General features: G+C 51.0%; 16 protein-coding genes. 7 read left to right on the top strand and 9 right to left on the bottom strand.

Features of this window, described 5'->3' with window-relative positions:
• Window positions 1-33 precede the first annotated feature (33 nt).
• The 3 genes from B3007_RS05350 (at window position 34) to B3007_RS05360 (ending at window position 4,827) form a co-directional block, all read left to right on the top strand.
• Window positions 34-2,817 carry a hypothetical protein gene (locus tag B3007_RS05350; protein ID WP_301378112.1) on the top strand — a complete coding sequence of 928 codons (2,784 nt, stop codon included), beginning with the start codon at window positions 34-36 and terminating at the stop codon, window positions 2,815-2,817.
• A gap of 38 nt (window positions 2,818-2,855) precedes the next feature.
• Window positions 2,856-4,421, top strand: a complete 1,566-nt coding sequence (locus B3007_RS05355) for a cation:proton antiporter family protein (RefSeq protein ID WP_301378111.1) — start codon at window positions 2,856-2,858, stop codon at window positions 4,419-4,421.
• Window positions 4,422-4,581: 160 nt separating this feature from the next.
• Entirely contained in the window at window positions 4,582-4,827 is a 246-nt protein-coding gene (locus tag B3007_RS05360; RefSeq protein ID WP_068434898.1) for a hypothetical protein, read from the top strand.
• A gap of 63 nt (window positions 4,828-4,890) precedes the next feature.
• On the opposite strand, the gene B3007_RS05365 is transcribed toward B3007_RS05360, so the two are convergent.
• A complete protein-coding gene (locus B3007_RS05365; RefSeq protein ID WP_175607879.1) occupies window positions 4,891-5,277 on the bottom strand; it encodes a hypothetical protein in 387 nt (128 codons plus the stop codon).
• A 123-nt stretch (window positions 5,278-5,400) separates the two neighbouring features.
• On the bottom strand, window positions 5,401-6,780 hold the full coding sequence (locus B3007_RS05370) for a PhoH family protein (RefSeq protein ID WP_301378110.1): 1,380 nt from the start codon (window positions 6,778-6,780) through the stop codon (window positions 5,401-5,403).
• A gap of 753 nt (window positions 6,781-7,533) precedes the next feature.
• Here B3007_RS05370 and B3007_RS05375 point away from each other — a divergent pair.
• The 3 genes from B3007_RS05375 (at window position 7,534) to B3007_RS05385 (ending at window position 11,785) form a co-directional block, all read left to right on the top strand.
• Window positions 7,534-8,547 (top strand): hypothetical protein, encoded by a 1,014-nt coding sequence (locus B3007_RS05375; protein ID WP_301378109.1) that lies wholly within the window; start codon window positions 7,534-7,536, stop codon window positions 8,545-8,547.
• Between the two features lie 9 nt (window positions 8,548-8,556).
• The gene (locus B3007_RS05380; RefSeq protein ID WP_301378108.1) at window positions 8,557-9,546 is read left to right on the top strand and encodes a putative solute-binding protein; all 990 of its coding nucleotides are present in this window, start codon (window positions 8,557-8,559) and stop codon (window positions 9,544-9,546) included.
• 112 nt (window positions 9,547-9,658) lie between these two features.
• Window positions 9,659-11,785 (top strand): TRAP transporter large permease subunit, encoded by a 2,127-nt coding sequence (locus tag B3007_RS05385; RefSeq protein WP_301378107.1) that lies wholly within the window; start codon window positions 9,659-9,661, stop codon window positions 11,783-11,785.
• A gap of 92 nt (window positions 11,786-11,877) precedes the next feature.
• Here the strand turns inward: B3007_RS05385 and B3007_RS05390 are convergent, their stop codons facing one another.
• The 3 genes from B3007_RS05390 to B3007_RS05400 form a co-directional block, all read right to left on the bottom strand.
• A complete protein-coding gene (locus tag B3007_RS05390; RefSeq protein ID WP_301180676.1) occupies window positions 11,878-12,399 on the bottom strand; it encodes a hypothetical protein in 522 nt (173 codons plus the stop codon).
• Window positions 12,400-12,592: 193 nt separating this feature from the next.
• Window positions 12,593-13,126: a hypothetical protein gene (locus B3007_RS05395; protein WP_301378106.1), complete on the bottom strand. Its 534-nt coding sequence runs from the start codon at window positions 13,124-13,126 to the stop codon at window positions 12,593-12,595.
• A 206-nt stretch (window positions 13,127-13,332) separates the two neighbouring features.
• Window positions 13,333-14,055: a hypothetical protein gene (locus B3007_RS05400; RefSeq protein ID WP_301378105.1), complete on the bottom strand. Its 723-nt coding sequence runs from the start codon at window positions 14,053-14,055 to the stop codon at window positions 13,333-13,335.
• A gap of 283 nt (window positions 14,056-14,338) precedes the next feature.
• Between B3007_RS05400 and trxB the strand changes: the two genes are divergently transcribed.
• The gene (gene trxB, locus B3007_RS05405; RefSeq protein WP_068434919.1) at window positions 14,339-15,289 is read left to right on the top strand and encodes a thioredoxin-disulfide reductase; all 951 of its coding nucleotides are present in this window, start codon (window positions 14,339-14,341) and stop codon (window positions 15,287-15,289) included.
• A 10-nt stretch (window positions 15,290-15,299) separates the two neighbouring features.
• On the opposite strand, the gene B3007_RS05410 is transcribed toward trxB, so the two are convergent.
• The 4 genes from B3007_RS05410 to B3007_RS05425 all read right to left on the bottom strand — a co-directional run bounded on the left by B3007_RS05410 (window position 15,300) and on the right by B3007_RS05425 (window position 19,527).
• Window positions 15,300-16,145: a M48 family metallopeptidase gene (locus B3007_RS05410; RefSeq protein ID WP_301378104.1), complete on the bottom strand. Its 846-nt coding sequence runs from the start codon at window positions 16,143-16,145 to the stop codon at window positions 15,300-15,302.
• Window positions 16,146-16,160: 15 nt separating this feature from the next.
• Entirely contained in the window at window positions 16,161-16,616 is a 456-nt protein-coding gene (locus B3007_RS05415; protein ID WP_068434924.1) for a YbjQ family protein, read from the bottom strand.
• A complete protein-coding gene (locus B3007_RS05420; RefSeq protein WP_068434926.1) occupies window positions 16,616-16,936 on the bottom strand; it encodes a YbjQ family protein in 321 nt (106 codons plus the stop codon). The genes B3007_RS05415 and B3007_RS05420 overlap by 1 nt, the downstream gene beginning before the upstream one ends.
• Window positions 16,937-17,028: 92 nt before the next feature.
• Window positions 17,029-19,527, bottom strand: a complete 2,499-nt coding sequence (locus B3007_RS05425) for an acyl-CoA dehydrogenase (protein ID WP_301378103.1) — start codon at window positions 19,525-19,527, stop codon at window positions 17,029-17,031.
• Window positions 19,528-19,774 lie beyond the last annotated feature (247 nt).

Raw genomic sequence — 19,774 nt, forward strand, 5'->3', positions numbered from 1 at the left:
TATGATGGCGTGACTCTTCATGGAAGGCTGATTATGTTTTGTCGTTTGCTCCTGCTACTTCTTTTATTACCTTTGACTGCCATCGCAGAACCCGTTGCCTGGGACGGCCCCGGAGCTGAGGGGTGGCTGACACGCAGTTCGGAGCATTTTGATGCTCATTACCCTGCATCAGATCCCGCCTACGAGGCGCTGGCACTTCACTCGCTGAACATCGCAGAGCAGGCGCACCGTGACTTGATGCCGTTTTTTACAACCCCTCCCGCGTCCAGAACCCAGCTGGTGCTCTCTGATGATCAGGACATCGCAAACGGGTGGGCGACCTTCTTTCCTTTTTCGCAAATCAGGCTCTATCTGACACCACCCCATGATCTCAATGGCCTTGAGAACTACGACGATTGGCTGGCGTTGCTTATCCGCCATGAGTACGTACATATCCTGCACATGGAGATGGGCCGTGGGGCGCCCGAAAGACTTCGTTCAGTGTTTGGACGTGTACTGTTCTTCTTTCCGCACTCTCTGATTTCTCCCATGCTGATTGAAGGTTTAGCTGTTTATTTGGAGACAGACTATGAAGCGGGCACGGGTCGCCTTACATCAAGCTGGTATGAAATGCAGATGCGTGAAGAAGTACGCAGTGGAGAATTCGCGACGCTTGGTGAAGCGGCGATCAGCAGCCGTGAATGGCCCTATGGTCAGTACTACTTGTATGGCGCCTTCTTTATTGAGTATCTGGTCCAGACCTATGGTGAGGAAAAGCTACAGATGTGGCTAAGCCTGTATAGTGGCGAAATATTTCCATACCTGATGCTCAACAGCACCGCACGACGTATCTATGGTCGCGACTTCGAGGCTCTCTGGGCGGATTTTCGCCTGGCTATGGAGGAACGGTTTGGCGAAGAGAAGACTGTTGTTGTTCCCTCCTCGGCGTCATTGCCGGAGATTACATTACGGCAGCAGGTGAGTGGATCAGATGGTCAGGCGGTTTATTACGTAGCCAGCGATGACGAAGACCGCCCCGTGCTCCAGCGTTGCACAGGCGTTGAAGCAGACTGCACTGACATAGCCGACGGCAGAGACATTACCTCGATTGACGTTCTGCCCGATGGGCGTGTGATCGCAGTACGTGCTCTGACGTATGCAAGCGGTCGCTATTCTGCTGACCTCTGGTTGCTGGATGAGGGGGACTGGGTGCCCTTGACTCAGGGAGCCCGTGTTTCGGATGCGCGCTGGCTGCCGGATGGCTCTGGTTTTGTTTTCACGAGTTTCAGAGCCGGCTTCAGTCATCTCTTGTTGCTGTCGGAAGATGGCACTGAGACCTTGCTCTGGCGTGGCGAGTACGGTGAGTACGTCGGTGCGTTTGATATAAAGAGTGACGGCACTGAAATTATTGCAGCTTTTAAAACTCCGGGACGATCCTGGGAGTTAGCCAGTAAGGATGTCGCTGACAGCGACTGGACCTTGCTGACAGATTCGGCGGCAAACGAGGCGCAACCGAGATTCACAGCCGACGATCGGCTTCTGTTTATCGCGGATTACTCAGGGGAATTCGGAATTTATGAGTGGCAGAACGGTAGTGCGTTGTCGTTGGCTTCTGATGATATCGATGTAGCGAGGTCGTTTGACCCCTGGATAACTGGCGACCGGCTGTGGTCACAGGAATACACGGCGGGTGGCTTCCTGTTGAGAAATACTGAGTTGCCGCTGGCGCGCGCAGGTGTAGCTTATGAAGCGGCAACAACCCAGGCAATAAGCTTGAATCAGGTGGAAGCATCTGAACCCACTGCTTATGAACCATGGTCGACGCTTCGCCCGCATTACTGGTTACCTGTATTTTACGGCACCGAAGATACGACCTACGTTGGGCTCAGTACCGGCGGTACCGATGCGCTGGGGCGCCATAACTACCAGGTCGATCTCGCCTATGGAACTGAGCAGAAAGCCTTTGATATGACTCTGATATATCAGTATCAACGCTGGCTTTTGGGGTACGATGTCGAGAATGAATTATTTGATATCAATGAAACGGTGCCCGGATTTACCGTGCTCAAAGATCAGCAGTGGCGTATTCAGAGAAACTGGTTGGTGCAGGCGATGCGTGATCGCTTAGGCCTTCATTCGGGGCTGGTCAGTCGACGAATATCGATCGACAGGGTAGAGCCCGGCGTCGTGATCTCCGGAGATCGAGCAGCTGATAGACACAGCGTTGGCCTCGCACTGACGTTCAACGATCAGCGCGGACTACTCCATTCTCCCGGAGGGTTCGGGCCGGGTGCAGAGTTGGTTGCAGAAGACTTTTCTCTGCTCAACGACGACTTTTCAGGCGTTCACGTTCAGCCCGGGTTTAACTATATGTTCGATCTGCCGGGACGTCAGTCGCTGACGTTCTCGCTGAATGCAGGGTTTGCGTCCGAAGGTGCACCGGGATGGCAACTCGGTGGTCTGCCGCCACAGGAGGACTATTCTCTCTTTGGGCGGGAGCAGTTGAGTCTTCGCGGCTTTGACGCCGGGAATCAGCTCGGTCGTTATTACGACCGCGAGCGACTGGTCTATGCGGCTCAGTTGAGTTCCATCAATGACAACTGGAGCATCTGGCCGTTAGGCTTGGATGATCTGGAATTACGCGTATTTCTCGAGCGTGGGCGAGCCTGGACGGAATCGGATGATCCCGGGGCCATGGTTGGAACCGGGGCAGAATTGCGCTTGAACAGTATCGTCGGGTACAGAGCACTGGTCCCTGTAGTGATTGGTGTTGCTCAGGGGATTCAGGGCATCGGATCTGAGACCCAGGGATATTTCGGTATACAGGCGGCTTTCTGAAGACTGCCCTATTTTCCTGTGACAGGTAGAGACAGCGTATGGATTTCCTCTGGGTTCTGATTGCCTTTGTGTTTGGTCTGGTGGCTCGACAGTTCAGCCTGCCGCCTTTAATTGGCTTTCTGGTTGCAGGTTTCGTTCTTAATGCACTGGGTCGTGAAGCGACGCCACTGCTTGATGAGCTGGCCTCGCTTGGCATCACATTGATGTTGTTCACCATTGGTCTGAAACTGGATATCCGCACCCTTATCCGGAAAGAAGTCTGGGGTGGCACTCTTGTTCAGAGCGGCAGCTGGATTCTGCTCGGTATCGCGGCCTTACCTGTGCCGACCTGGCTGGGGTTAAGCCAGGCGTTTGAAGTGGATCTGGTAACGGCGGCCCTGGTCGCATTTGCTCTGAGTTTTTCATCGACAGTAGCCGTCGTCAAAATGCTCGAAGAGGCTTCAGAACTGAAAGTCCGGCACGGGCGCCTGGCGCTGGGTATTCTGATTGTTCAGGATATTGTTGCGGTAGTATTTCTGGTAGCAGCCACCGGTAAAGTACCGGATGAATGGGCACTGGCGCTGTTCCTGTTACCTTTGCTTCGGCCGGTGCTTTACTGGGTCATGGAGCGTTCAGGTCATGGTGAATTGCTACCGCTGACGGGGCTGTTTCTTGCGCTAGGAGGCTACGAGCTGTTTGATGCCCTGGGTGTAAAGGGAGACCTTGGCGCTCTGATCCTAGGTGTACTCGTCGCTGGGCACAATAAGTCTTCGGAACTCTATAAAACACTGATGAGTTTTAAGGATCTGTTCCTTATTGGTTTTTTCTTATCAATCGGTTTCGCTGCGCTACCCACACTTGAGATGCTGTATGTGACGGCAGGGCTGACGCTCTTGCTCGTAATTAAATTCGTACTCTTCTATTTCACGTTTATTATTTTTGGATTGTCGGGCCGGACAGCATACCTGACTGCGCTGGCTCTCAGTAATTACAGTGAGTTTGGTCTTATTGTTGCTGATATGGGCGTTAAGCAGTCCTGGCTAGGTGAAGAATGGCTGGTGATGATTGCCCTGGCCATGTCGGTTTCATTTCTTATCAGCACCGTGTTTTTCCGCCGTGCGCATTCCATCTACGCTCGCATGTATAAAACGATAAATCGCTTTGAACGTGAAGGGGCGCACCAGTCGCTGAAATTGCCGGCATCATTTGATGTGCTCATTGTCGGTATGGGGCGGGTAGGTAAGGGAGCCTATCAGGCACTTCATGGTAGTGATACCTCAAGCGCGTGGGGGCTCGAATCGGATGCAGACCGGGCAGAAAAACTGAGGAGTGAGTCATTTAATGTTATCTCTGGCGATGCGGACGACCTCGAGTTCTGGCAGCAGGCATCCTATTGCGATATCCGTCTGGTCATGCTGGCGCTACCGTCTCAACAGGAAATGTTGGCGACATTGCAGATGATGAAGATTGCTGGTTATCAGGGCAAAACAGCTGCGGTAGCCCGCTACGAAGACGAAAGAAATCAACTTCTCGAACTCGGAGTGGATGTTGTTTTCAACTATTACGCTGAGGTGGGGACCGGGTTTGCTGAAGAATCACGGCACCTCCTGTCTGTGACTGATTGAAACCGCTGTATTAGCCGTTTATGTATCTGTTATTCCTGAGGGTTTTGGCTGTAGGGCCGTTCAGTTTAATTCGGCATACTGAGACAAATTTTACTTTTGGATGACCGAAAACCGACTAGCCTGAGTCAGTATCCAACAAGATGTATTCAGGAGAACTACCATGGCTAAAATGTCGTTCCGTTTTACTACTGAGGTTGAGATCGAGCTTAAAGGTGATAGCTACGAAGAAATCTACCTGAAATTGAAAGACATGATGCATGGAGAGCGTTTGATCAGTACCCAATCAAACCTTAAGGTCTTCCCGCCTGAAGACAGCCGGATGTATTTCGGTATGGAGGGAGAGAAGGAGCTTCACGAAATCCCAATGTTTAAAGGTGACTTCACGGAAGACATTCTTCGTCACTGAGATACTCTGCCGGGCGGCCAGTTGATTCGTATTCGCGCTGACCGTCCGGAAAATGAGTTGTCATCAGAACAGATTGAGTACCAGTGCGTGCTGTTCGCAATGGTCGGGTTCTTTCAGGTCATTTTTCTGGCGAGATTCATCTGACTTAATCCAGCTGTAGCTGTTACGTGACCCTTTGCATAGCGTCAGACCAAGTACGTTATTCTTTGAACGTACGAACAGGTTCATATTTACTACGCCACGCGACTTCGCTCTTAGATATATCTTCTTTGGGGATATGTTGTACGCACGCAGCCCATCTTTAGCCGTAATGCTCATTGCGCTATCGGCGGGAGCATTTACGAACACAGCGTCGTCACGAATTTCGATACTTGCCCAGCTGGAGTCGGTTTCAAACTCAAGTTCGTAGATTTTCTCTACTGGTTCTTCATCCGCTGCGATTGCGGGCATAAAAACGCTCAATAACATACATGCGAGCAGATATCTCATAATCCTTATCCATGACCTTATTGTGTATAAATAGTAAGAGGGCCATAGGCCCTCTACTGTTTATAGTTCAGGGTAAGGAAAGCGTCAAAGATGTGCTTCGGCATACTCTGCAAGTTCTGAGCGTGGCGACCCCTGCAAGTGGATGGTGCCTCCGTGCGGAAAATGCTTGAAGCGTTCTATCAGATACGTCAGGCCCGAACTGATTGGATTCAGGTAGGGGGTATCGATCTGCGCCAGGTTGCCAAGACAAATTACCTTACTTCCAGCGCCTGCGCGGGTAATGATGGTTTTCATTTGGTGTGGGGTCAGGTTCTGACACTCGTCAATCAGAATGAGACTGTGCTGGAAGCTTCGACCACGGATGTAATTCAGTGATTTAAACTGCAGCGGTACCTTCTGCAGAATGTAGTCGACGCTGCTGGTCGCGTTTTCATCATCACAATGGAGTGCTTCGAGGTTGTCGGTGATTGCGCCCAGCCACGGCTCCATCTTTTCTGCTTCGGTACCTGGCAGGAAGCCAATATCCTCATCGAGTCCGCGAGTGCTCCGGGTGGCGATAATACGACGGAATTGCCCGGTTGCGACGGTCATCTCAATCGCTGCTGCCAACGCCAGAATCGTTTTACCTGAGCCGGCCTGTCCCGATAATGTGACGAGGTGAATGTCAGGGTCGAGGAGCAGGTTAAGCGCCATTGCCTGGGCGGTATCCCTTGGCTTGAGTCCCCATGCACTTGTCTGCATCAACTGTTCTCTGGGGAAGTCTTTGATGAGTGCTGCCTCTTCTCCGATCTGGTGGACCTTACCAATAAAGCCTTTGTCGTCTGAGATGAAGCGGTTGATCACCATATCGTCCGGAAGCTGGTTCAATGGTATCCGGTGGTAGGTACCAGTCTCATCGTGGAAAGTTTCGACCTGCTCCTGTGTTTCCCAGAACGAGCCATCGACGTGGTGATAACCGGTTTCAAGAAGAGAGACATCAGAAAGGAGTTGATCATTCTGGTAGTCCTGAGCGCCTACACCACAGCCGCGCGCTTTCAGACGCATATTAATGTCTTTGGTAATCAGGATGGTCTCGCGGTTTGGATACTTCTCCTGCAGTGTCACCAGGCTGTTGATGATCTTGTTGTCATTGAGGTCGTCAGGAAGAGCGCGACTGGGAGTCTGGAAAGTGTCTAGCAGTATTGAGAAGTGTCCCTGGTAATCACCATCGGGACGCTCGATCGGTATGCCCTTGGCAATCTCTGTCGGAGAAGCATCTCCGATAATGCGGTCTATCTGCCTTATCGCCTCCCGGCAGTCGGTCGCGATGGATGCCTTTCCCATCTTCAGTTTATCCAGCTCCTCCAGAACTGTCATAGGGATAACGACCTGATGTTCTTCGAAGTTCAGAATCGCTGCTGGATCATGAATCAGAACATTGGTGTCGATAACGTACAGTTTGGTATCGGATTTACGCGCGGCCATAGAGTCAGTCTCCTGATTGCGTCATAGAGCGGAGCACAGAGGTACAGAAACCCGCGGGCATAGCATAAGTGCTCAACCATTCCAGAGTCGGTACGTGTGTCTTCCGAGGGGGGTATTTGAAGAGCGGTAGAGGGAGTGACGATGCGGTCTGAACCCAGCGTCTGCGGTGTGCAGTCAATGATCTTACTGTGTACTACGGCTAAACGGGTCAGCCGTATCAGGAGATCGTTCAGAGAGACTCCCTCCAATCCTGTCGTCTGTCTTATCAATATGACGGCCTGATCAGGATTTGCAACTACCGAGTGTAAGGGTGTGACTTTGTCCGCATTGCTTGCAGTCGATGTTCAATTATAGACACTTGTTTATCTTTGTATGTAATCCTGCTGCGAGGAAAGTGCAACCATGCCATTTAGTGGGGTTGTTAATCCTTGTAAATGGCTTTAATAGACCTTATTCGGTGGCGAAAAATGACCACTTTCGGACAATTTTTATTACTGGACTGGTTCAGACAAGTTTTTTCATGGCGATTTTCTGTAAAAAAATGTCACAGAAGTGGGTAGGTGCCCAAAAGGCGCTTGGCACCAATTAACCTTTCTGAGGCGCAACTTTTCCAATAGCTTACGTCGGGAAGGCAATTTGGTTGGTTTACATTGGTATTCGTAGCGTAAACCAGATATTCTCTGGGCTACGAACCTTCCGGGTTCTTATTACCCGGAGAATAATAACAACAACATTGATTCTGATGGGGGCGTCATGTCGTTTCTCTCTCGCGTTCTAATTACAGCAATGACTCTGTTCACGCTGTCCGGTTGTAGCATCATTTACATGCAGATGGGGTGGGTTGTTTATGACCTTACCGATCGTCATGTAACGCCATATACAATGACTATTGATGACGTAGGTGTTGCCTGTTCCACTACTCAGGGCCTTCAGCCTCTCATTAACGCATTTACCCGTGTTACTTCGACCGATGACCTGGCCAATCTCATGATGAACATGATGGCGGGCGCATGTGCGGAAGAAGCCGCTGTCGAGGAAAGCCTTGCTTATATCCGGGCGTTCAAAAATCAGAATATCAATGAAGCAAAAGATGCACGCGTTCGTGAGAAGCGTCAGTACGCTATCGCCGCAACTCGTCAGTATCGCGCATACCAACACATGGTGGATGAGTTTGGTGAACCGGGTGAGAAGTGCCCACGACTCAACTATGACGAGGGTGTTTACTGGACACTGGGTAACCTTGCTGGCCTCCAGTCTGTACTGAATGATCTGAAGGCACAAAGCGTTGTGAACGTTCCTAAAGATATCGCTATGAAGGCGGTACGTGGTCTTCAGTGTCTCGATAACGAAGAGTACTGGGGTGTTCCTGCTGCTGCATCAGCCGGTCTGAAAATCCTCATGCCAGACAGCTCAGACAAAAACGCAACTGACCCTTGGGTCGAGTTGGAAACTGCGTCGCGCACCGCTACCGAAAACGGTGTTCGTCTCGCTCATGCTGTAGAAATTCTTGTTGCTGATGGTGGTGGTCACACGGATCGTGTGAAGGAAGCTATCCGTCGTCACGCAGCCTCACTTAAAACTAACCCTAGCCATCGCGACTACCGCCTGCTTGATGTTGTAGCAAGTCGTCAGATCCGTGCGGTTTCTGACCGTATGTGGACTGATGCTACTGGCTCGCGTACGCCGGTAGGTGAGTTTGGTACTTTCTGGGATGATGTGGACGAAAGTGCTGCCCCCGTGATGGATATTGACGACCTATTAGATTAAGGATTGGATATGCGTAAATTATTGGCCATCGCTGCGATGACCCTGGCGCCTTTTGCGAGCGCTGTAGAACAACGTGACCTGTGCATCTATGACCCACTGGGTAACAGTGGGCCGATGTTTGGTCTGATGAAAGACTATCGCGAGTTTGCACTCGCGGAAGGTTTTGAAATCAAGCTTCACGCTTACACCGATGAAAAAATTGCCTCTGATGACTTCAAAGCAGAGCAGTGTGATGGTGTTGTAATGACGGGGGCTCGTGCGCGTCCTTTCAGTAAGTTCGCGTCTACCATCGAAGCGATTGGTGCCGTACCAACTGATGAGATCATGCGCCAGGTGGTCATGACTACAGCCGCTCCAAATGCGGCAAAGTTCATGCAGACTGAGCGTTACGCCGTCGGTGGTGTTATTCCGGCTGGTGCTGTGTACCTGTTCGTTAATGACAGAAGCATCGATACCGTAGAAGAAATGTCGGGCAAGAAGATTGCGACACTCGACTATGACGCACCATCAATCAAATTGGTGAACCACGTGGGTGCAGCGGTCGTTCCGTCAAACTCAGCTAACTTCTCTGGTAAGTTTAACAACGGCAGCGTTGATATCGCCTACGCCCCAGCAATCGCATACAAGCCTCTGGAAATGTACAAAGGCTTGGGCGAGAACGGTGCGATTCTGAGATACAACCTCGCTTATCTGGACTTTCAGCTGGTATTCCATCGTGAGCAGTTCAGCGATGAATATACGCAGAAGTCCCGTGAGTTCGTTGCAAGTCTCTTCGATCGTGCGATCAAGAGTATCAAGCAGCATACAGAAGAAATCGAAGACCATTACTGGTTAGACCTGCCTGAAGCACAGCAAAAAGAATATAACGAAATGCTGCGTCAGGTGCGTATCACACTGCGTGATGAAGGCGTATATGATGGCAAAATGCTGCGTCTTCTCAAAAACCTGCGTTGTAAGGCGGATGGCTCTGCAGCGGAGTGTGTCGAAAATCTTGAGTAAGACCAAGTAACACGTCTTGTCTTCCCAGGCACTTGCCTCCGGGAAGCGGACATTGGGGGATGAACCGAAGCCGTCCGGCTTCGGTTCTTTTATAATATAAGAGGTGTTTTTCATGGAGCAGCACGTACGTGCGGGCAACCGTACGATTTACGAATGGCTCGCTGCGCTTCCTGCATTCCTGGTACTGGTATTCGTCATTATTCTGAATACCAGTCACACGATGCATGCGCAATTACTGCAATTGGGTGAAAGTGTCTGGGAAGGATACTTTATGCTTCGGCATGATCCGGTTGAGCCGTCCTGTAACCTCAATATGGATATTGATACCGAGCTGGCAAGAATCGTCGAAGAACGAAATAACCAGCCAATGGATGAGTTTGACCTGTTCGCGCCAGAGCCGGTAGATCCCGCAGTGATGCGGAAGTCACTTGAAGCCGCTCAGGCTCAGTGTGAGATCAAGTACGATCAGTACAATGCGACAAAAGACCGGATTACTCCGGCTGTTGAAATCTTCCGTTCAGTCGAGTTGGGTGTCGCCAACTTCGGTGAACTAGGTATGGCGACCCAGCGGATTATGCTGGCGATTCTCGTTCTGATCTGCGGTGGTACAGCACTGTTCCGTCGTCACCACATCGCCCTGAGACCTATGGTAACGGCGATGGATTATCGTGTTGCAGCGGGCGCTCAATTCGTTGCATTTGCCATTCTGTTTTACTCCGTATACAGCTTCAAAGAAGTTGCCTTCTCAGCGGGTATTGAGGTCAGTACCGAGCATGCAGTACTCCACTGGCTATGGATCTTTGGGTTTGGAGCGCCGCTCGCATTGACGCTCTACCAGATGGTGGTTATCCCTAAGGAAGCCGAGCCAGGGGGCAACTTCCTTAAGGCTCAGCTGGCGATACCTCTGTATGCCACTATGTGTCTGATCTCTGGTACTTACTTCATCCTTGCGGGACATCCAGCGGGTATTGGTATTTACCTGAATCAGATGATGGAGCTTTCTCAGCTATTCCTTAATGTAGGCTTGTACGTATGGATCGGTATGCTTCTTAAGCGTACTGAGATGGCACAGAAGGTGTTCAATATTTTCCGCCCGCTCAAGTTACCACCGGAGATGTTGGCTGTTGCCGTCGTAGCTCTGGCTGCAGTGCCAACCGCTTACACTGGTGGTTCAGGTATTTTCGTTATCGCAGTAGGTGGTTTGATCTACATGGAGCTCCGCCGTGCTGGGGCGCGACGTCAGCTGGCGCTGGCGGCTACCGCAATGTCAGGCTCTTTGGGTGTTGTTCTGCGTCCATGCCTGCTGGTTGTTATCGTTGCAGCGCTGAATAATGAGGTGACTACAGACCAGTTGTTCGGTTGGGGGGTTAAGGTATTCTTCCTGACGACCGTCCTGTTCGCTGCCTATGCTCTTCTCACCCGTAAAGAACCGGTTGCAATTCAACGTCCGGATGGCAATGTCTGGCCTGAATTCAAAGAGGCGTTAAAGCCGCTGATACCATATGTGATTCTGATCGCTGTAACGCTCGTTGTATATGCACTTCTGTTGAATGCGTACCTTGACGAATTCTCAGCGCCTATCATTCTGCCTGTATTGCTACTGGTTATTCTTATTTATGAGCGCCTTAACCAGGAAAAAGACGTCCTGAAGCGTGAAAATCTGAATATTGATTACGTGGGTCACCGTCTTGAAGAGAGCTACGACGACCTTAAACAAGGTCGTGATTCTATCGAGAAGACGATTCGTGAAGCGACTACGGAGACCACGGGTCACATCGGTGCGCTGTTGATGCTGATGGGGATGTCGGTCAGTATCGGTGGTGTTATTGAGCGTGCAGAGGTCATGACGATGGTACCGACTGAGTTCAGCTCTATCTGGTTGGCTATGGCCCTGTTGGTTGGTATTCTGGTCGTTATCGGCATGGTTATGGACCCGTACGGTGCTGTGATTCTGGTGAGTGCCACGATCGCGAGTATTGCCTATGAAAGTGGTATTGATCCGGTTCACTTCTGGATGGTTACACTGGTGGCCTTCGAATTGGGTTATCTCAGCCCGCCGGTAGCATTGAACCACTTGTTGACGAGGCAGGTGGTCGGCGAAGAAGAGGTACGCTTATCCAAGGAAGAAGTGGTTGGCGAGAACTTCTGGTACAGAAACGAGAAGATATTACTGCCATTGGCCACCATGGCCACGGCACTGCTTATCGTCGCCTTTGTGCCACTTGCGATTGCTTACTGACCTAACATCTCAGTCAAAGAAAAACGGGAGCAGATGCTTCCGTTTTTTTTTGCTTTTCACACAGTCCGTATCAAGATTAAATTGCTTCTGGCTTAAGGTGTTTCGGGGCGTGGAATCAGTGTTACTGTAGAGTCGGGAACGGTCGAAATATTCCTGAAATACAGGTCGCCAATGATATCGGTACCGGTGCTACCAATACTCATATTGCGATAGGCGATTTCGTCGATGCTGGAGGGCAGAACCAGGCTGATAGTTCCATCGTCATTGACGATACTGCGCGGTCCATCAGGGTCATCATAACTTACGCCAGTGATCTCGTAGTCGCCAACGAAGTTGAGTAATGGCAATCCCGCCTGGAACAGCACCATCAGCGTTTTCAGGCCACCTTCTTCGTCCGGGCCACTGTTGTTTCCCAGCTCGATAAGGTACTGGCTGTCCTCATTGATGCCCTGAGCAGAAATGGTCTGCATATTATCATCGGCGAGACTCGCGAGCCCGGTTCGCTGCTCCAGCTCCTGAACCGTTGGTCCGGCGTAAGCAGTAGATGTGCACAATGTGATGACGCTGAGGCGAATGAGCGTTGTTAGTCCTGATGTTCTTCCACTGGTGTTCACGCGGTGACTCCCTTCTTATTGTTTTGGGGGGAGTTATCAGACCACGTCAGGTGTGACCTTGTTCAGGGGAAATCGATGCGAAGAGAGGGAAGGGCGCTTTGTGTCTGGACACTATTAAGGCTGCCCGGGATAGTGGCGCAGTCTCTCCGTCAGACTGCGCACGTGCGCTATATTGGCTGCGTTCGACAAGGGGTTAGTCAGACCCGATTAACTTGAGCGTTGAGTTTTCCAGAAGGCGCACATCGTCAAAGATAATATCCCCCATCGGGGCACCTGAGCTGTCGCGTGCCTTAAAGTCCCGGTAGGCAATTTCGCCGATACGATCCGGTAATATAAGAGTGACCGTGGCATCAGCATTGAAAATAACCCGCTCGGCTTCAGGGTCGTCATATTCAATACCAGTGATCGTGTACCCGCTGAATGCTGGGAGAAATGGAATTGCTGTTTGGAGAACCGCCATCAGAGCGATTTCTGGTGCCTGATCAGTAGGACCTGTTTGGTCGACAACCTCCATAAGGTAATCAATGTCATCCTGAAATCCCTGAGCTACCACTCCCGACATGCCTTCGTCGTAGATAGCGGTCATGCCGACGCGTTTCGCGAGCGAATCGGGATCAGTGGGGCGTTTAAACTCTGCGAAAGCCGATGTCGACATAATACTCAGGCCGACGGTTGTGACCAATGAGGCGATACGGAAGGTTTTCAGTCCATTAGATAAAGCGTCCATAGGTTCCTCGGGTATTCTTATTAGTGTCTGAGAAGCTTTTCAGCTATCAAACATCAAAGTGGCTGAGGATGACCAGTCATTGTGACTCAATTCACATTACGCGGGGGTGGCGGCTTCAATTGTCCGGACTTGAGAGTCTGTATGGAGAATGTAGGCGCAAAAAGTCTAATTATCTTAGGGCTTTCTGCGCCGCGCTTAATCAGAGCCTAGTTTCGAGTACGCAAGGTTATGGTTGAACCTTCTGACATACTGAGATTCTTAATAGAGAGGTCTCCCATTGCAGGTCCGGTGGCTCCTCGGAAATTAACGTCTTTGAAGGCAATCTCACCGATTCGTTTTGGTCCCTGCATTTCAATTGAACCATCTTCGTGGAGTGTAACTGATGGACCATCGCCGTAATACTCCACGTCGCTTATCTCATAATCCGTGAGCATGTTAAGTCCCGGGAAAATGCTTTGCAGAGCAGTCATAGTGGCGGTTTCCGGAGCGTCAGCGCCATCGGAGTCGCCGCTCAGAACGTCTTGCAGGTAAGCAACATTCTCGTTGATACCTTGACCAGTGATCTCTGCCATACCCCCTTCAGACATCGGCTTCATGTTACCAAAACCAGCGATACGATTGGCCTCGTACTGCTCAGCTTCAATCGATGTATCTATTGAAGCGTTCGCGCTGGCTACAAATGGTTGAACAGGGCCAAGAAGAACCGCTCCGACCGCAGCAACCATGCGGTAGCGTGATTGTCCTTTCAGTGCCTTGTCGAGTTGTTTCTCTGTAATCCATCCCTTTTCGACCATGATCTCACCAAGCATCAACTTGCTTGTGCTCTGAAGATCCAGTGCTTCATCTAACTGGCGACGGGTGATGAGTCCTTTGTGCATAAGTAGCGTGCCAAGGCGCGACTTCTGCTTAATTTCTTGTTGTTTACTCATTTTCATGGCCTTCGGGTTATTGCTTTGTGGAGTAATCCTGACCCATGGCTAAATTTTCGACAACGAACAGAAATTGACAGATGAACCTTTGTTCATTTTAAGGTGTTGCATCCCATTGATTTAAAAGGGGAAAGGCAATGTAAGCCAGCATTGTTATTTGTTGTAATGCCATGTTAGACAGCTTGATGGGCGGGATATTGTGGGGTTACGCCACCACCCTTGATTCTTTATACTTCGGCCCCAGTTAAGACTTCTACCTTTTCACTTTTCACGGAGACAGCGGATGAGTAACCCCCGCCATATCAAGATGTTAATCCTAGGTTCTGGCCCTGCTGGCTACACTGCAGCAGTGTATGGGGCTCGTGCCAATCTCGATCCGGTCATCATCACTGGCATGCAGATGGGCGGACAGCTCACAACGACGACAGAGGTGGATAACTGGCCGGGTGATGCTCAGGGTGTACAGGGGCCGGAGCTGATGGAGCGTATGAAAGCACACGCCGAGCGTTTCGATACAGAAGTCGTGTTTGATCAGATCAGCGAAGTTAAACTCGATCAGCGTCCTTTCTGGCTTAAAGGGGATTCGGGTGAGTACACCTGTGATTCACTGGTCATCGCGACCGGCGCCAGCGCTAAATACCTTGGCCTTGAGAGTGAAGAAGCATTCAAGGGTAAGGGAGTTTCGGCATGTGCGACCTGCGACGGTTTCTTCTACCGCAAGAAACGTGTTGCTGTCATCGGTGGTGGTAATACCGCGGTTGAAGAAGCGCTTTATCTATCAAACATCGCCTCCGAGGTAGTCGTTGTTCACCGTCGTGATAGCTTCCGTAGTGAGAAAATCCTGGCAGACAAGCTGCTTGATAAGGCGGAAAACGGCAACGTTACCATTCGCTGGAACTGCGAGCTTGATGAAGTACTGGGTGATGATATGGGTGTTACCGGTATGCGCATCAAGAACCGTGAGACAGGAGAGACGGAGGAGTTGGACCTTGAGGGCATCTTCGTAGCCATCGGCCACTCACCGAATACAGGCATCTTTGAAGGACAGCTCGAGATGAAAGATGGTTATATCGTCGTTCAGAGCGGTCTGCATGGGAACGCGACACAAACGAGCGTAGAGGGCGTATTTGCGGCAGGTGATGTTTCTGATCACATCTACCGTCAGGCCATCACGTCAGCCGGTACAGGCTGTATGGCGGCGCTGGATGCAGAGCGTTTCCTGGATAACCAGTAAGAACCGGGCGCTATTGGGTTTCAGAATCCCTGCTTAGTGATTTTGAAAGCCAGGTGGGAAGAGGGCGGAGCGATGCGTGAGTATCTCCGCTTTTTTTGTGCGAGTTCAGAAACTCAATCCGCTCCACTGTCGCCGGATGAGACTGCCAGAGACCCCACTGGCGGTCCGCGCTCTCATCAGCCTCAAGAATATGCTCAAACAGTTCCTCAGACCCTCTGGAGTGTCCGTAATAGTTGTTGATGAGGGTTAGGGCCCTTGCGTCCGCCGCACGCTCCATGTTGCGACTGAAGGCCATGAGGCTGATCAAACCACTCTGTTGGGCAATGGTTCCCGCAGAGGAATTATCAAACCCTGTGAGCAGTGCGATTAATGTGTGGCCAATCTGCTCAAGCATAAGGACGACGGGGTGTCTTAATTCAATGTGGGCGTACTCGTGCGCCAGCACCATCGCCAGGCCATTCTCACTGTTGACGGCATCAAGCAGACCCCGGGTGACGTGAATATTGCCGCCTGAAGTCGCAAAGGCATTTGCGGCATCAACATCGGGTAGCCAGTGCACCTTAACTGAGGGAATTTCAGATTCTTGTGGGATCAATTGTTGGGTCAGACTCTGCAGGTAGTCCGCAATTCTCTGATCCTCTTCTGAACTATATCCAGATGGAGCCAGAGAAATATCCGGCTCCCACTCAAAGGGCACCGCAGGCGCTATGCGCACGGCTCCCCAGCCGATCAGGAAGGAAAGACTGACCACTGCCAGCAACAGAGCGCCGGCCATGATGACGAAGTCTACGAAGGGGCTTTCATGATGATTGTTAATCCCCTCGGGTAGCTGCGGGTTTTCTTTTGGGAAACTCATCCTTAAGGCTCACAGCTACTTAGAGGCCGTGCTGGCTATCAGTGCGGTTCCGTAGGCAAGCACTTCTACTGAGCCAAGACCTTTGCCTGCATTTTCTCCGATGCGGGAGGTTTCATATTTCACGTTATAGATGGTCTCTGCACCGAGTTGACGTGCTTCGTCCTGCATACGTAAAACAGCTTCCCGCCGGGCGCGGTCGAGAAGACTTTCGTAGGCGCCGACCCGGCCGCCAAAAATATTCCGCAAAGAAGCAGCGACGGTTTTGAAGTAATCGACAGAGATTACGACGCTACCACATACCAGAGTGGACTCATGCCTGAGATATTCGGGGGGAGGAATTTTGACAGGTACAACTGAGATATCTCTGAGTACCTGCTCCCGTTGGATGATGGCGCGGTAATGGCGACTCTCGGAAAGTCGTCCGAAAACGTAACCCAGCCCAAGGAGAACAAGGAATACGATCAGTTCCATTAGCGATCTTCCACGAGCACTGCAGTGCCGTACACGAAAATTTCGGACGCTCCGGCGGCAATAGATGAGGTGGAGAAACGAACGTTGATGACAGCATTCGCTCCCAGCGCAGCAGCTTGCTGTTTCAGACGGTCGATGGCCTCTTCCCGGGACTCACTCAGGAGCTCCGTATAGCCTTTTAACTCACCGCCAAAGATATTCTTAAAGCCTGCCATGATGTCACGACCGGCATGTTTAGCACGAACAGTGCTGCCCTGTACCATTCCCAGATGCTGGGTAATGCGCTTCCCCGGAACGACTTCCATATTGCTGATTAGCATCGATCTCTCCTTTGACTGGAGCTTTGATAATACCCGAAAAGCGGGCACAAAAAAGCCCCGCAGAGCGGGGCTTCTTCTTACGACGTCAGCAATTAAGCAGTAGCTTCGTCAGACTTCTTTTTAGAGGTCTTTTTTGCTTTGTCGTGGTTTTCAGCAACAGTACCGAAGTGTTCCAGTGGGAAGTGGTCAACGTGTACCATTTCCAGAACATCTTTCTCGAATGCGATCATGAACTCGCCTTCGTCGGCTGTCAGAATGCCCATCTCAACACCTTCGTTGATACGGCCTTCGATTGACAGGGTTGCTTCGTCGTACTTACCAGCTTTGATAGCATCGCCAATTTTCTTGTAGATGCCCTCAGCTTTCTCAACACGATCCAGCAGGCTGTCGTATACAGCCAGCGGGTTACGCAGACCGTTATCGTATGCAGCACCGTATTTCTCGCCACGGTAGGCACCCTGAATCAGACGCTCACGGGTGTCAGTGTGGTAAGAAACCAGATCTACAACTTTAGCGACCAGCTTATCGTTAGGTGCCTTAGCACGACGGCCCAGTGGCATAGTCAGTACTTTCAGCAGCCATGCAGCAGGACGTGCTGGCAGGTTCTGCAGGAAGGCTTCATGTGCTTCTTCGAATTCGAAGAACAGCTTCTCGATAGAGTACTGAACCAGTGGCAGGTCTTCTTTGTTTGAACCCTGGTCAGCCCAGTGTTTGAGAACCATAGAAGCCAGGTACATCTTAGATACCATGTCTGCCAGACGTGCAGAGATCAGCTCGCGGAACTTCAGCTCACCACCCAGAGTAGACATAGCGATGTCGACACAGATTGCGAAAGAAGCGGCGTACTTGTTCAGCTGCTTGTAGTAAGACTTGGTAGGACCAGACACAGGCACGCCAGTGAAGGCAGCATTAGTCAGGTTCAGAACCAGAGCACGGCTCATGTTAGAGAAGATGAATCCGAAGTGACCGAACAGCGCCTTATCGAAGCCTTTCAGATCGTTCGCTTTCGCAGTTTCCATTTCTGGCAGTACGAAAGGATGGCAGCGGATCGCGCCCTGACCAAAGGTGATCATAGAGCGGGTCAGGATGTTTGCACCTTCAACAGTGATCGCAACAGGAACAGAAGAGTAACCAGACTCAACATAGTTCTTAGGACCACGGATAATAGCTTTACCACCGTGAACGTCCATAGTGTCGTTAGCAACGGCACGGGCGATTTCAGTCAGGTTGTACTTCAGGATCGCTGAAGGAACAGAAGGCTTGTGACCTTCATCAATAGCAATCGCAGTTACGCGTGCAGCAGCGCCAGCGGTGTACGTGTTACCAGCGATACGCGCAACGCGCTCCTGAACACCTTCCAGCTTAGCAATCGGCACATTGAACTGACGACGGATACGTGAGTATGCACCGGTAGCCGCGATAGAGTACTTACCACCACCTGCACCAGAGCTTGGCAGAGTAATACAACGGCCAACAGACAGACACTCAACCAGCATACGCCAGCCCTGACCAGCCATGTCAGCACCACCGATGATGAAGTCCAGTGGGATAAATACGTCTTTACCGAAAATCGGGCCGTTCATGAACGGAGAGCCGATTGGCTTGTGGCGGTTACCGATGTCCATGCCTTCGAGGTGGCGTGGCAGCAGAGCTACGGTAATACCAACGTCTTTCTTGTCGCCCAGAAGACCTTCCGGGTCAAACATACGGAACGCCAGACCAACAACAGTCGCAACTGGAGCCAGAGTGATGTAACGCTTTTCAAAGTTCAGTTTCAGACCCAGAACTTCTTTACCTTCCCAAGTGCCCTTACATACAACACCAACGTCAGGCAGAGAGGTCGCATCAGAACCGGCACGTGGACCAGTCAGACCGAAACATGGGATCTCACGACCATCTGCCAGGCGCGGCAGGTAGTGATCTTTCTGCTCTTGAGTACCGTACTTCAGCAGCAGCTCACCTGGGCCGAGAGAGTTAGGAACACCTACGGTAGAGAAGGTCGCACCTGATACAGTCAGCGCCTGAAGAACAGCAGACTGTGTCTGAGCAGAGAAGCCAAGGCCACCGTATTCTTTAGGGATAATCATAGAGAAGAAACGTTCTTTCTTGATGTATTCCCAGATTTCCTTAGAGAGGTCACCGTTCTGGCTGATTTCCCACTCGTCAACCATAGAGCACAGAGTCTTAACCTGGTTGTCCAGGAAGTCCTGTTCTTCTTGTGGAATAGTCGGGTTAGGGTGGTTCAGCAGCATCTGCCAGTTAGGCTTACCAGAGAACAGTTCACCATCCCACCATACAGTACCGGCTTCCAGAGCTTCACGCTCAGTGTCGGACATCTGTGGCAGAATCTTCTTGTAGAAGTTGAAGATCGGCTTAGTCACAGTGTTAGTACGGAAACCATCAAGGCTAAGTACACCCAGTGCGCCAGCAACGATCAGAGAGATTACGGTAACAGCAGTTGCTGCGCCGAAAACGAAAGCAGCTACTGTAAAAGCAGCCATAACACCAGCTGCAACTTTCAGCGAGCTACGCTTGTAAGTCAGAGCGACCAGTGCGCCAACAAGGAGCAGGCTCCAGATTGTCGTAGTCATATCAGTACCTCAATAAGGTGGCCATAGGGCCGTTATTATTTCTGTTTTTTCATACTTCCAGCGCACGAGGCGGTTACTCACTCGCGCGTGAGGCTGGCATTCTAACCAGTAAAATCACTGCTTCGCAAACCCCAAATGTAAATTTCTTAGGGTGTGGCGGGGTGGGATTTTTTCTTTGATTTCAATAATTTCGCTGATTCGCAAGCTAGCCTGTGCTGTTTTATGAGTGGTCTGGCACAAATACCTT

The sequence above is a fragment of the Thalassolituus sp. UBA675 genome (assembly GCF_002297765.1).
Lineage (GTDB): Bacteria > Pseudomonadota > Gammaproteobacteria > Pseudomonadales > Oceanobacteraceae > Thalassolituus.

Excerpts from the sequence above, each read along its gene's own strand:
- B3007_RS05350 (WP_301378112.1), top strand. The coding sequence starts at position 34 with ATGTTTTGTCGTTTGCTCCTGCTACTTCTTTTATTACCTTTGACTGCC.
- B3007_RS05355 (WP_301378111.1), top strand. The coding sequence starts at position 2,856 with ATGGATTTCCTCTGGGTTCTGATTGCCTTTGTGTTTGGTCTGGTGGCT.
- B3007_RS05360 (WP_068434898.1), top strand. The coding sequence starts at position 4,582 with ATGGCTAAAATGTCGTTCCGTTTTACTACTGAGGTTGAGATCGAGCTT.
- B3007_RS05365 (WP_175607879.1), bottom strand. The coding sequence starts at position 5,277 with ATGCCCGCAATCGCAGCGGATGAAGAACCAGTAGAGAAAATCTACGAA.
- B3007_RS05370 (WP_301378110.1), bottom strand. The coding sequence starts at position 6,780 with ATGGCCGCGCGTAAATCCGATACCAAACTGTACGTTATCGACACCAAT.
- B3007_RS05375 (WP_301378109.1), top strand. The coding sequence starts at position 7,534 with ATGTCGTTTCTCTCTCGCGTTCTAATTACAGCAATGACTCTGTTCACG.
- B3007_RS05380 (WP_301378108.1), top strand. The coding sequence starts at position 8,557 with ATGCGTAAATTATTGGCCATCGCTGCGATGACCCTGGCGCCTTTTGCG.
- B3007_RS05385 (WP_301378107.1), top strand. The coding sequence starts at position 9,659 with ATGGAGCAGCACGTACGTGCGGGCAACCGTACGATTTACGAATGGCTC.
- B3007_RS05395 (WP_301378106.1), bottom strand. The coding sequence starts at position 13,126 with ATGGACGCTTTATCTAATGGACTGAAAACCTTCCGTATCGCCTCATTG.
- B3007_RS05400 (WP_301378105.1), bottom strand. The coding sequence starts at position 14,055 with ATGAGTAAACAACAAGAAATTAAGCAGAAGTCGCGCCTTGGCACGCTA.
- trxB (WP_068434919.1), top strand. The coding sequence starts at position 14,339 with ATGAGTAACCCCCGCCATATCAAGATGTTAATCCTAGGTTCTGGCCCT.
- B3007_RS05410 (WP_301378104.1), bottom strand. The coding sequence starts at position 16,145 with ATGAGTTTCCCAAAAGAAAACCCGCAGCTACCCGAGGGGATTAACAAT.
- B3007_RS05415 (WP_068434924.1), bottom strand. The coding sequence starts at position 16,616 with ATGGAACTGATCGTATTCCTTGTTCTCCTTGGGCTGGGTTACGTTTTC.
- B3007_RS05420 (WP_068434926.1), bottom strand. The coding sequence starts at position 16,936 with ATGCTAATCAGCAATATGGAAGTCGTTCCGGGGAAGCGCATTACCCAG.
- B3007_RS05425 (WP_301378103.1), bottom strand. The coding sequence starts at position 19,527 with ATGACTACGACAATCTGGAGCCTGCTCCTTGTTGGCGCACTGGTCGCT.